The organism is Niveispirillum sp. (assembly GCF_017996735.1).
GTDB lineage: Bacteria > Pseudomonadota > Alphaproteobacteria > Azospirillales > Azospirillaceae > Niveispirillum.
Map to the genome: position 1 here is coordinate 1 of NZ_JAGOGJ010000085.1, position 11,299 is coordinate 11,299.

13 protein-coding genes and 1 tRNA gene are annotated in these 11,299 nt (G+C 62.6%); 8 read left to right on the forward strand and 6 right to left on the reverse strand.

Features of this window, described 5'->3' with window-relative positions:
- From KBA48_RS22150 to KBA48_RS22165, 4 genes are all read right to left on the reverse strand, one after another.
- The coding region (locus KBA48_RS22150) for a 1-deoxy-D-xylulose-5-phosphate synthase N-terminal domain-containing protein (protein ID WP_292910463.1) at positions 1-1,360 on the reverse strand (1,360 nt) is incomplete at its 3' end.
- Positions 1,361-1,430: 70 nt separating this feature from the next.
- A complete protein-coding gene (locus KBA48_RS22155) occupies positions 1,431-1,700 on the reverse strand; it encodes a hypothetical protein (protein ID WP_292910465.1) in 270 nt (89 codons plus the stop codon).
- 334 nt (positions 1,701-2,034) lie between these two features.
- On the reverse strand, positions 2,035-3,501 hold the full coding sequence (locus KBA48_RS22160) for an NAD(P)H-hydrate dehydratase (RefSeq protein WP_292910467.1): 1,467 nt from the start codon (positions 3,499-3,501) through the stop codon (positions 2,035-2,037).
- Positions 3,502-3,625: 124 nt separating this feature from the next.
- A tRNA-His gene (locus tag KBA48_RS22165) sits at positions 3,626-3,701 on the reverse strand.
- Between the two features lie 339 nt (positions 3,702-4,040).
- On the opposite strand from KBA48_RS22165, the gene KBA48_RS22170 reads away from it, so the two are divergent.
- The 4 genes from KBA48_RS22170 (at position 4,041) to KBA48_RS22185 (ending at position 7,321) form a co-directional block, all read left to right on the forward strand.
- Positions 4,041-4,379: a P-II family nitrogen regulator gene (locus KBA48_RS22170; protein WP_292910469.1), complete on the forward strand. Its 339-nt coding sequence runs from the start codon at positions 4,041-4,043 to the stop codon at positions 4,377-4,379.
- Positions 4,380-4,534: 155 nt separating this feature from the next.
- Positions 4,535-5,944 (forward strand): type I glutamate--ammonia ligase, encoded by a 1,410-nt coding sequence (gene glnA / locus KBA48_RS22175; protein ID WP_292910471.1) that lies wholly within the window; start codon positions 4,535-4,537, stop codon positions 5,942-5,944.
- Positions 5,945-6,129: 185 nt separating this feature from the next.
- A complete protein-coding gene (locus KBA48_RS22180; RefSeq protein WP_292910473.1) occupies positions 6,130-6,903 on the forward strand; it encodes an ABC transporter permease in 774 nt (257 codons plus the stop codon).
- A 13-nt stretch (positions 6,904-6,916) separates the two neighbouring features.
- Positions 6,917-7,321, forward strand: a complete 405-nt coding sequence (locus KBA48_RS22185) for a hypothetical protein (RefSeq protein ID WP_292910475.1) — start codon at positions 6,917-6,919, stop codon at positions 7,319-7,321.
- On the opposite strand, the gene KBA48_RS22190 is transcribed toward KBA48_RS22185, so the two are convergent.
- Complete coding sequence (locus KBA48_RS22190; RefSeq protein ID WP_292910477.1) at positions 7,309-7,734, reverse strand: CoA-binding protein; 426 nt, start codon at positions 7,732-7,734, stop codon at positions 7,309-7,311. The two genes, KBA48_RS22185 and KBA48_RS22190, sit on opposite strands and share 13 nt — an antisense overlap.
- Before the next feature lie 142 nt (positions 7,735-7,876).
- Between KBA48_RS22190 and KBA48_RS22195 the strand changes: the two genes are divergently transcribed.
- Positions 7,877-8,311 (forward strand): PaaI family thioesterase, encoded by a 435-nt coding sequence (locus tag KBA48_RS22195; protein ID WP_292910478.1) that lies wholly within the window; start codon positions 7,877-7,879, stop codon positions 8,309-8,311.
- Here the strand turns inward: KBA48_RS22195 and KBA48_RS22200 are convergent.
- Positions 8,308-8,547, reverse strand: a complete 240-nt coding sequence (locus tag KBA48_RS22200; protein WP_292910479.1) for a glycine zipper domain-containing protein — start codon at positions 8,545-8,547, stop codon at positions 8,308-8,310. The genes KBA48_RS22195 and KBA48_RS22200 overlap by 4 nt on opposite strands.
- Before the next feature lie 305 nt (positions 8,548-8,852).
- Here KBA48_RS22200 and rplM point away from each other — a divergent pair, with 305 nt between their 5' ends.
- The 3 genes from rplM (at position 8,853) to KBA48_RS22215 (ending at position 11,299) form a co-directional block, all read left to right on the forward strand.
- Positions 8,853-9,317 (forward strand): 50S ribosomal protein L13, encoded by a 465-nt coding sequence (rplM, locus tag KBA48_RS22205; RefSeq protein ID WP_292910480.1) that lies wholly within the window; start codon positions 8,853-8,855, stop codon positions 9,315-9,317.
- A 3-nt stretch (positions 9,318-9,320) separates the two neighbouring features.
- The gene (rpsI, locus tag KBA48_RS22210; RefSeq protein WP_292910481.1) at positions 9,321-9,806 is read left to right on the forward strand and encodes a 30S ribosomal protein S9; all 486 of its coding nucleotides are present in this window, start codon (positions 9,321-9,323) and stop codon (positions 9,804-9,806) included.
- A 158-nt stretch (positions 9,807-9,964) separates the two neighbouring features.
- Entirely contained in the window at positions 9,965-11,299 is a 1,335-nt protein-coding gene (locus KBA48_RS22215) for a tetratricopeptide repeat protein (protein WP_292910482.1), read from the forward strand.

Genomic DNA, 11,299 nt, shown 5'->3' on the forward strand with positions numbered 1-11,299 from the left:
CGTCGGGGCTGGTGGTGACGATGTGCGACGCCAGTTCCGTATCGCCCTTGGCCAGTTCGGCCAGCACCTTGCCGAACCCTTCCTGCGTGCTCATCCGTTCCGTTATCGCAACATCCAGACGTTCCGGTACCGGTACGGTCGCGGCGGACAGGCGGCGGGTCGGCGTTGTGGTGAAGGGCACCTCTTGCGCCAGGAAACGCTTCAGATCGTCGATATCAACATCCAGGCCGGCGAATCTCTCCCATTCCTGGCCATCGGCGATCCCACATTGTGCCTTGAAGGCCGCGATCTGGTCGGCGTTCATCAGGCCGGCGTGATTATCCTTATGCCCCTGGAAGGGCAATCCCATGCCCTTCACCGTATAGGCCACGAAACAGGCCGGCCGTTCCGCATCCGGGCCATTGGCCGCATTATGAAACGTGTCCAGGATGGTAGGCAGGTCGTGTCCCGCCAGATTGGTCATCAAGCGCGCCAGCATGGCGTCATCATGGCTGTCCAGCAGGCCCCGGATGCCGCCGGTGGTGCCCAGATCACGGATCAGCGCCTCACGCCACGCCGCGCCGCCCTTGAAACAAAGGGCGGCGTAGAGCTGGTTGGGGCAGGTATCGATCCAGTGGCGCAGCGCGTCGCCGCCCGGTTCCCCGAACGCCGCCTCCAGCAGGCGGCCATATTTCATGATGACGACATTCCAGTCCAGCGACCGGAACATGCCGGTGATCGGCTCCCACAGCTTGTCGGAAACGACGCTGTCCAGACTCTGGCGGTTATAGTCGATGATCCACCAGGCATTGCGCAGATCGTGCTTCCAGCCCTCCAGCATGGCCTCGAAGACGTTGCCTTCATCCATCTCGGCATCGCCGACCAGGGCGACCATGCGGCCCTGCGGCTGATCCGACAGACCTTTCAGGCGCACATAATCCTGCACCATGCTGGCAAAGGCCGTGACCGCCACGCCCAGACCAACGGAGCCGGTCGAGAAATCCACATCATCCGTGTCCTTGGTTCGAGACGGATAGGATTGCGCGCCGCCCAGAGCCCGAAACCGTTCCAGCTTGTCCTGTGTCTGCCGCCCCATCAGATATTGGATGGCATGAAAGACGGGGCTGGCATGCGGCTTCACGGCCACCCGGTCCTGCGGGCGCAGCACGTCGAAGAACAGGGCCGTCATCAGGCTGACCATAGAGGCGCTGGACGCCTGATGCCCCCCCACCTTCAGCCCATCGCGCGAGTGGCGGAGATGGTTGGCGTTGTGGATCATCCATGTCGACAGCCACAGGGCTTTCTTCTCAAGCGCACGCAGATGCGCCAGCCGACGGTCGCTGACGGTGGCGGAGGTCGAAAGGGCGGAATGGTCAGGCATGGTCGAATCCGGACGGAGGGCAAAGGCCATGCACCGCCTTATACCAGTAAATCCGTCTCAGGTGAAACGATCAGCCTGCGCGGGGATTTCCGAACAGTCGGGTAAAACTGTCGACTGACAAGGTGCGCACCGCCCCTTTGTCACGGCGAAGACCATGCGGGTCCGGACCGTCCACCACATCGTTGCGCGCCACATAACGCACGTGGGGAAGCGGAAATCCATCCTGAGTGATGCACAGCACCCGGGCCGTTTCCACAGTGTTGAAGATGACGCGCTGATAGACGGCACCCGGAACAGGTGCCGCAACAGGTTTGGAACGCTTGAACAACGAAACGCTCATCGCAACGCCCCCCATTTCGGTTCCTGTCGGTTGCCACCCCTTATTGATGGACCGTTTCCCAAAAGTGGTACCGCTTTTCCGATGAAGGCAGGTTAATGCATTCACTATGGTCACGCAACGGCTTGAAATGGCTTTCTGCGATTATCTTCCCAGAAATTAGCCTGTATTTTAGGCAAATCGCCGGGATTACGCGGGATACCGACGCGACGATTAGGACATCATTCACGCAAGCCTGAACCAGCCCCCGAGCACTCCCCCGGTTGCCAACAACGAAACGCACCCAAGCCGGTTCAGACGGACCACCTATACAGCCGCAATCCCAACATATTGTTTTTTAAAGATAATACTCGTTCAGCACGGCGGGGATCGCTTCCGGCAGATCCTCCGCGATCAGCCCACGCCCGCATCGCAAGCCCGCGGCACCATGCAGCCAGGCACCGGCGCTGGCAGCATCGAACGGGTCCATCCCCTGGGTCAGCAGCGCCAGGATCAGACCGGCAAGCACATCGCCGCTGCCGGCTGTCGCCAGATCGGGCGGTGCATTATGGTTCACCCGCACCCTGCCGTCGGGATGAGCGATCACCGTATCGGGACCCTTCAAGAGAATGATGGCGCCCGACTCCGCTGCGGCATACCGCGCCCGGTCAAGGCGCGACCCCGGCAGATTGCCAAACAGCCGGACAAATTCCCCCTCATGCGGGGTCAGAACCCAGCGCCGATCCAGCCCGGCCTGACACAAGCCGGCAAGGTTCCCGGCAAAGACACTGAATATGTCGGCGTCCAGAACACCGGTGCGCCCCGCCGACAGGGCCGCCAGGGTCGCATCGCGCAACAGCGTCCCCACACCACCGCCAGGCCCCAGCAGCACGGCATTGCGGCGCGGATCGGCCAGCAACCCGGCGAATCCCGTCGCGTCCGCCACCGGATGCACGATCAGGCTGGGCATGGACAGGCTGTAGACCAGATGCGCCGACGGCTCGCAGGCCAGCGTCACCAGTCCCGCACCCAGGCGCAGCGCCGCCCGTGCCGCCAGCCGGGCCGCCCCCGTCATCGCCGTCCCACCCAGAATCAGGGCATGACCACGCCGATATTTATGGCCATCGGCGGCCGGGCGGGGAAACCGATCGCGCCAGATGCCGGGGCTGTTCGCCATGATCCCTGGCGCGATCATGTCCAGCACGGTTTCAGGAATGCCGATATCGGCAATGACAAGCCTGCCGCAGTGACCACGGGCCGGATAAAGGAAATGGGCAGGCTTCGCGCGAAAAAAGCTGACGGTGACATCCGCGACAGGCGCCGCCCCCAGAACCGCCCCGTCATCACCCGACACACCGCTTGGCACATCCACGGACAGGATGCGGCGGCCATCCCCGTTCATGGCCTGGACCAGCGCCAGGGCGGCACCTTGCAGCGGCCGGTTCAATCCGGCGCCGAACAGGGCATCCACCACCAGGGGCGCCCCAGACAGCAGATCGGGACTGGCCGGCCCCACCGGCCCGCGCCAGGTGCCCGCCGCCCAGGCCGCATCCCCGCGCAAACCGGCAGGATCGCCCAGCAGCCGGACCCGGACCGGCCACCCGGCAGCGGCCAGATGTCGCGCTGCGACGAAGCCGTCACCGCCATTATTGCCGGGACCGCACAGCACGGCCACGGGAAGCGGATGCCCCCCGGACAGGCGCATCACCTCCCGCGCCACCACCATACCGGCCCGCTCCATCAGCGATTGTCCGGAAATGCCACCAGCCATGGCCGCACGGTCGGCGGCATACATCTGGCTTACGGTCAGGATTTCGTCGGCCATCGTCACCCCGTCTGCCCAGTCGCGGGGTCCATTTTGCGCCCATGCGCCAGGAGCCAGAAACGAAAAAGGCCGCCCGGAGGCAGCCTGTTTTCAATTCCCCGGGCACAAGGACCCGAAGGGAAAATGGGGCGATGGACGGGACTCGAACCCGCGACCACTCGGACCACAACCGAGAGCTCTACCAACTGAGCTACCACCGCCGCCGTGGGGCGCCTTATGCTACACCCTTCCGTCAGACGTCAAGCATTCCTTTGATAAAAAATCGCAGCCCCGCGTTGCTTGCACGTCGCCATATTAAGAAGCAGGAAAATGCCGCCAACGCAGGCGCTTAGCTTGGTTAATGCGCAGTTTTTTTGCCACAAGCCCGTTATATGGGCAGTTCACTGCACATTATTTAATCGATGCACCCGTAAAACATGATCAAATGCACGCGATCCCGTGATCAGCGCGACTGGCATGGGGCATGCTTATAAGGTGGTCGCCCTCGGTCGGGTTGGCAACAGCCGGCCGGGCGCCGAAATGTGGAGCTGCGGGACGCGATGAAGAAGATTGAAGCGATCATCAAGCCCTTCAAGCTGGACGAGGTGAAGGAAGCCCTCCACGAAGTGGGGATCAAGGGCATCACCGTGACCGAAGCCAAGGGCTTCGGCCGCCAGAAAGGGCATACCGAACTTTACCGGGGGGCCGAATATGTCGTCGACTTCCTGCCCAAGGTGAAGATCGAGGTCGTCATGGACGATACCCTGGTGGAACGCGCCGTCGAGGCCATCCAGCAGGCGGCCCACACGGGCCGTATCGGCGACGGCAAGATCTTCGTGACCCCGGTGGAGGAGGTGATCCGCATCCGCACCGGCGAGCGTGGCCCCGACGCCATCTGACGCTTTTTCGGGCATTTCCGCAACATCCGGACCGCCCGCGAACAGCCTACAGAATTTTCTTTCAAATGGTTCAGGGATGGGGTAACGCCACCGTCGGCGGCCCCCACCCCGGGACCGGTACCTGCGACAAACCTCAAACCACGGAAGCAGAGGCTATGTCTGATCTGGCCAAATTCTTCGAGCTGATCAAGGAAAACGACGTCAAGTATGTCGATTTCCGCTTCACCGATATCAAGGGGAAGGTTCACCACGTCTCCCAGCACCTGTCCACGGTCGACGAGGACCTGCTGACCGACGGTGTGATGTTCGACGGCTCCTCGATCGACGGTTGGAAGGCCATCAACGAGTCCGACATGACCCTGTTGCCGGACCTGTCTACGGCTGTCATGGATCCGTTCTCGGCCCAGCCGCTGCTGACCGTCCTGTGCGACGTGCTGGAGCCGTCGACCCGCCAGCCCTACAGCCGCGACCCGCGTTCCATCGCCAAGGCCGCCGAAAAGTACATGGCCTCGGCCGGCATCGGCGACACCGCCTTCTTCGGTCCGGAAGCCGAGTTCTTCGTGTTCGACGACGTCAAGTTCGAAGTCTCGATGAACAAGGTGATGTACGAGTTCGACAGCGAGGAAGGCCCGTACAATTCCGGCCGTTCCTATGAGGGCGGCAATCTGGCGCACCGTCCGGGCGTCAAGGGCGGCTACTTCCCGGTGGCCCCGATCGACAGCGCCCAGGACCTGCGCGCCGAGATGCTGACCGTTCTGGGCGACATGGGCGTCGAGGTGGAGAAGCACCACCACGAAGTGGCCGCCTCGCAGCATGAACTGGGCGTGAAGTTCGGCACGCTGGTCAAGATGGCCGACGGCATGCAGCTCTTCAAGTACGTGGTCCACAATGTGGCCCATCAGTACGGCAAGACCGCGACCTTCATGCCCAAGCCGGTGTTCGGTGACAATGGCTCTGGCATGCATTGCCACCAGTCGATCTGGAAGGACGGCAAGCCGCTGTTTGCCGGCAACCAGTATGCCGACCTGTCGGAGATGGCGCTGTTCTATATCGGCGGCATCATCAAGCATGCCCGCGCCCTGAACGCCTTCACCAACCCGTTGACCAACAGCTACAAGCGTCTGGTCCCGGGCTATGAGGCGCCGGTACTGCTGGCCTATTCCAGCCGCAACCGTTCGGCTTCCTGCCGTATTCCGCACGTGTCGAGCCCCAAGGGCAAGCGCGTCGAGGTCCGCTTCCCCGATCCGGGTGCAAACCCTTATCTGGCGTTCGCCGCCATGCTGATGGCCGGTCTGGATGGTATCCAGAACAAGATCCATCCGGGCGAGGCGATGGACAAGAACCTGTACGATCTGCCGCCGGATGAACTGAAGGAAATCCCGACGGTTTGCCGCAGCCTGCGCGAAGCCTTGGAGAACCTGTCGGCCGACCGCGACTTCCTGAAGAAGGGCGACGTCTTCACCGACGACATGATCGACAGCTTCATCGAGCTGAAGATGCAGGAAGTGCTGGCGTTCGAAACCTCGCCGCACCCGATCGAATACAAGATGTATTACAGCGTCTGATGCATCAGGCCCGGAAACGGGCCGACGCCATCGGCAATGATCAGCAGACCCCCGCCGGGCAACCGGCGGGGGTTTCGCGTTTGACGGCAGTGCGTTAATCTCCGCCCGCAATGCAGACATCGACGCCCCGTTCAGATCATGGTCCCGCCGGCCCCGGCTTCCTCGGCGGGTCGCCCCGGCGCATCATGGCCATGGTCATGCGCCACTGGTTCCTGATCCGGCAAAGCTGGCCGCGTATCCTGGAGCTTTGCTACTGGCCCACGGTTCAGCTCATGATCTGGGGATTCATGTCCCAGTTCCTGCGTGGCCAGACCTCGCTGCTGGCGGGGGCGGCCGGTGTGCTGATCTCTGCCGTGCTGCTGTGGGAGGTGCTGGTGCGCACCCAGATCGGGATGAGCATCACCTTCCTGGAGGAACTCTGGTCCCGCAATCTGGGCAACCTGTTCGTCAGCCCGCTGCGCCCCTGGGAATGGGTCCTGTCGCTGGTCGTCATGGGTTTTATCCGGGTGCTGCTGGGTCTGGTGCCGCCCGTGCTGCTGTCCATGGTCTTTTTCGATGTCTCCATCTTTGAACTGGGTCTGCCGCTGGCCGGATTCTTCGCCAACCTGATGATGTTGGGTGTGACGGTCGGCCTGCTGACATCGGGCATGATCCTGCGCCATGGGCTGGGCGCGGAGTCGCTGTGCTGGATGGCGGTATTTGTGCTGGCCCCGTTTTCGGCCGTCTATTATCCGCTTTCCTCCCTGCCTCCCTTCGTTCAGTACATCTCCGTCGCCCTGCCCTCCACCCATGTGTTCGAGGGCATGCGTGACGTCCTGTTCCACGGGCAGCTTGTGTGGTCGCGCCTTGGTTGGGCCGTTGCACTGAACCTTTTCTATCTGACCCTTGCTTCCTTATATTTCCTGGGGGCGTTTCGCGGTGCCAGGCAGCGCGGCGCCCTGTTGCAGGCTGGTGAGTAAGGGGCGGCGTCTCGTGGCGGAACGGAAATACGCGGTACAGCGGCCAAAGGGGGCCAAGTGGGAAACCCTTTCCCTGGTCGACAACCTGAATGAAGGCAAGCAGGAATTTCGCAATGCCATCGGCCTGCATGGGGCCGGTCCCGTTCGTCTGATCCAGGTGGATTTTGTCAGCAACGAGGCCCTGGCTGATTTCGACTGGCGCCTGATCGAATTGCACGACCCGCGCAAAGGCGACAGGCCGAAACCGACCCTTGTCGCCGGCAGCGAACGCGCCAAGCCCAAAACCCCGCCCAAGGCAAAGACGGCGCCCGGACGGGCCCAGGACGAAAAAGTCCCGGTGCCCGTGAAGACCTATGTGATCGCATTTCTTTTTGGCGCCATCTCCCTGGGTGTGTGGGCGATATTCTACCGCGGATAAAGGCGGGGAACCTCGATCATGGGGCAGCGGTCCATGATGACGGTACTGCCCAGGGCTTCGGCCTTGGCCGCCGCCTCATCATTCCGGATGCCAAGTTGCATCCATATAAAGGGAATGCCGCGCGTCGCCGCATCCACCGCCACCTGGCCCGCCGCGTCCGGCCGGCGGAAGATATCGACCATGTCAGGGCGCTCCGGCAGGTCGGCAAGGCTGGCATAGGCAGTCTGCCCCAGCACTTCCTGCCCCGCCAGGGCCGGATTGACCGGGATCACGCGATGCCCACGGTCCGCCAGATATTTCATCACATAAAAGCTGGGCTTGGCCGGATCGGCCGTGGCGCCCACAACGGCAATCGTCTTGGCGCTGTCCAGCACATGGCGAATCAGGTCGTCACTGTAACGGTCATGGTTCACGACAGGCTCTCCCCGCTATCATTTCCAATAAATGTCCCGATCAGATGGGCCTGCCGCAAGCCTCTTCACACCCGGCCCAGAATCGGGGCTGCCATGAAGCGGGGCGCCGCATAGGATCAGCAGACAATAAGGTGGAGGTGTCATGCACGATCAGGAAAAGTCACCCGCGCTCGGCGTCGCGGACTTCATCCGCTTGCTGGACGACCATATGCCACAGGTGCGGGCCGGCGGCTTCACCGTGCTGGAGATGGGCTGGGGACGGTGCGTCATGCAGGTGAAGGCGACCGAGCTGACCAGCCGTGCCGGCGGGACCATTGCCGGCCCCACCATGTTTGCCCTGGCCGACCTGGCCCTTTATGGGGCGGTGCTGAGCCAGATCGGGGAAGTGCCGCTGGCCGTCACCAGCGACATGAACATCCATTTCCTGCGCAAGCCGCCTCTTCGCCCGCTGCGGGCTGAGGCGCGCATCTTGAAACCCGGCAAGCGGCTGGCCTATGGCGAGATTCTGATCCGGTCGATCGACGATCCGGTCCCCGTGGCCCATGCCACAGGGACTTACGCCATACCCTCCGGTTAAGGGCGACGCTTGGGCTTCTTCTTGTCCTTCTGGACCTCGTTCACCACAGCACCGGTGCCAGCGCCGGCCAGGGCACCGACAGCGGCACTGCCCACGCTGCCACCCAACACGGCACCGGTGCCGGCACCGATCAGGGCGCCACTGCCCACCCTTTGCTCCATGTTGCTGCCGCAGCCGGACAGCAGTGCGACGAGCGCCACAGCAGCGATGCCCGTCTTTGCGAAAGCGATTGACATGATCCTTCTCCATCGGAAGTGGCCGATAATGGTGAAACGACGGGATAGGCCCGCTTGTTCCCGCGCAACGGATCCATGTCACGGACACATGCCGCTGCCGAACCGTGTCCACCGTCGCAAACGACCCGCGGATTATTCAATAGAATCAATGGGTTTCTGACAATGGTATTATAATACCGTTTTGCAGACCATTGTTCGTGCTGCATTTTCTGCTTGCGATCATGCGGGATTGGCCGTACACCACCATCCGCTTCGGTGCCAGCCCGGTGGTTGGCGCCTTCATCCGTATAAGCCCGAGTGCTCTGATGAAGACCTTTAACCTGAAGCCGTCCGAGATCGAGAAGAACTGGATTCTGATCGATGCGGAAGGCGTTGTCCTGGGTCGTCTCGCCAGCCAGATCGCCCTGATCCTGCGCGGCAAGACCAAGCCCACCTATACCCCGTTCCTGGATTGCGGTGACAATGTCATCGTTATCAATGCCGAGAAGGTCGCCCTGACCGGCAACAAGCGCCAGGACGCCATGTTCTACTGGCACACCGGTTTTCCGGGCGGCATCAAGGGCCGTTCGGCCGGTCAGATCCTGGATGGCCGCTTCCCCGAGCGCGTCATCATCAAGGCCGTTGAGCGCATGATCAAGCGCAGCCCGCTGGGCCGCCGTCAGATGGGCAACCTGCGCGTTTACGCCGGTGCCGAGCATCCGCACGCCGCCCAGTCGCCGGTGGTGCTGGACCTCGCCGCCAAGAACGCCAAGAACAAGCGGAGCGCCTGATAAATGGCCACGATCAACAGCCTCGCTGACCTGAAGGCTGGCGCTGCCGCCGCCTCCGTCGCCGCTGCCCCGGCCGCTCCGGCCGAGCCCAAGCTCGACGCTTTCGGCCGCGCCTATGCCACCGGCAAGCGCAAGAACGCCGTCGCCCGCGTCTGGGTGAAGCCCGGCACCGGCAAGATCACCGTGAACGGTCGCGAGCTGGCGGTTTATTTCGCCCGCCCCGTGCTGCGCATGATGATCAACCAGCCGTTCCAGATCACCAGCCGTATCGAGCAGTTCGACATCGTCGCCACCGTGTCCGGTGGTGGTCTGTCGGGCCAGGCTGGTGCGCTGCGTCACGGCATCTCCAAGGCCCTGACCTACTTCGAGCCGGGCCTGCGTCCGCCGCTGAAGGCCGCTGGTCTGCTGACCCGCGATTCGCGCGTTGTCGAGCGTAAGAAGTACGGTAAGGCCAAGGCCCGCCGCAGCTTCCAGTTCTCCAAGCGCTAATCGCTCTTGGTTCCCGGTTCGCCGGGTCTTTTACGGAGAAAGGGCGTCCCCGTCATGGGGACGCCCTTTTTCTTTGGCCGATTCCGATTGGCGCGGACCAGCGCCTGTGCCAGTTTTCGCCCCCTATCCGCACCGTTGGACAAAGGCCGGTGGAAAAGATGGTCGATGAACCAGATTGGAACGCCGAACTGAACAGAACCACGGCGTTGCTGAAACAGAACCCGGCCGACGCGCAGGCATTGCTGGATCGTGCGGTGGCAGCGTCCAAACTGAATGACTGGCACAGCGCCATCGCCGATTGGGAACAGGTGCGACGGCACATCGGTGACCTGCCCGCCCTGCTGCGGAATATCGCGCGGGGATATATGCGGGTCCGCGACCTGCCGAAGGCGCTGGCCATCCTGGAGCAGTTGCTGCTTCGCGACGCCGGGGACGCGGAGACCTTGGCAGTGCAGGGCGTTAGCCTGATGCAGATGGGCCGGCTGGAGGAAGCGCTGGACTGCATGCGTCGATGCGCTGCACAGCGTGGACTGGGCCATATCGACAATACACTGAACATGGCCACCACACTGATGACCCTGGGTCGTTGGGAAGAGGGATTGCCGCTTTATGAACATCGCTGGCCCCATGTGGACGGCGATACACGAAGCGTCCACACCTACCTTTCCGCTGTTCCGCAGTGGAATCCGGCAACCGACGAGCAGGTCGATCTGGTCATCGGAATGGAGCAGGGCAGCGGCGATATCATCATGATGGCCCGCTATCTGCCCATCCTGGCCCGGCGGGTGCGCAGCGTCACGGCCATGGTGCAAAAGCCGCTGGTCTCGCTTCTTAGCACCAGTTTTGCACATGTGCCGAATTTGCGGATCATACCGGCGGCAAACGTGCCATTGACCAGCGATAGCCGTCACCTGATGTACATGTCCATCCTGCATCTGTTGGGGGAACGGCCGGACACGGTTCCTTCTCGGTTTGGTTATCTGTCGGCTGCACATTTTGCGGACCGTAGCCGGCGGCGCTCCTCTTCACGGCCGGCGGTGGGCATTTCATGGAGAGGGGCTGCCAAGCATCCCGACGATGATCTGCGCTCCTTGTCGCCGGATCTGGCCGTGCAGTTCATAGAACGCTCACCCCATATCGACTTCCATGCCCTTTCCCCGCCTTCGATGCTGCCGCTGGCAGACGTGCCGGCGCCACCGAACCTGTATTTCCCGGTCATCGAGGACGACGGGTTCGAGGTAACCGCAGCCTTGATGGAGGAGATGGATCTGGTGATCAGTGTCGACAGTGCGCCATGTCATCTGGCGGGGGCGTTGGGGGTGCCGGTATGGACGCTGCTTCGCCGCCATGCCGATTGGCGTTGGGGTACCGCCTTGGTGGAGGAGACACCCTGGTATGGTTCCATGGCATTGTTGCGTCAACCAGCGATCAATGATTGGCAGGGGCTTCTGGATCAGGTGACGGCGCGGCTGGCCCGGATCGGCAACCGCTGA

What these genes read in the sequence shown, in the direction of transcription:
- KBA48_RS22160 (WP_292910467.1), bottom strand. Translation starts at nt 3,501, where the DNA reads ATGGCCGACGAAATCCTGACCGTAAGCCAGATGTATGCCGCCGACCGT.
- KBA48_RS22170 (WP_292910469.1), top strand. Translation starts at nt 4,041, where the DNA reads ATGAAGAAGATTGAAGCGATCATCAAGCCCTTCAAGCTGGACGAGGTG.
- KBA48_RS22180 (WP_292910473.1), top strand. Translation starts at nt 6,130, where the DNA reads ATGGCCATGGTCATGCGCCACTGGTTCCTGATCCGGCAAAGCTGGCCG.
- KBA48_RS22215 (WP_292910482.1), top strand. Translation starts at nt 9,965, where the DNA reads ATGGTCGATGAACCAGATTGGAACGCCGAACTGAACAGAACCACGGCG.
- KBA48_RS22155 (WP_292910465.1), bottom strand. Translation starts at nt 1,700, where the DNA reads ATGAGCGTTTCGTTGTTCAAGCGTTCCAAACCTGTTGCGGCACCTGTT.
- rplM (WP_292910480.1), top strand. Translation starts at nt 8,853, where the DNA reads ATGAAGACCTTTAACCTGAAGCCGTCCGAGATCGAGAAGAACTGGATT.
- rpsI (WP_292910481.1), top strand. Translation starts at nt 9,321, where the DNA reads ATGGCCACGATCAACAGCCTCGCTGACCTGAAGGCTGGCGCTGCCGCC.
- KBA48_RS22200 (WP_292910479.1), bottom strand. Translation starts at nt 8,547, where the DNA reads ATGTCAATCGCTTTCGCAAAGACGGGCATCGCTGCTGTGGCGCTCGTC.
- KBA48_RS22195 (WP_292910478.1), top strand. Translation starts at nt 7,877, where the DNA reads ATGCACGATCAGGAAAAGTCACCCGCGCTCGGCGTCGCGGACTTCATC.
- glnA (WP_292910471.1), top strand. Translation starts at nt 4,535, where the DNA reads ATGTCTGATCTGGCCAAATTCTTCGAGCTGATCAAGGAAAACGACGTC.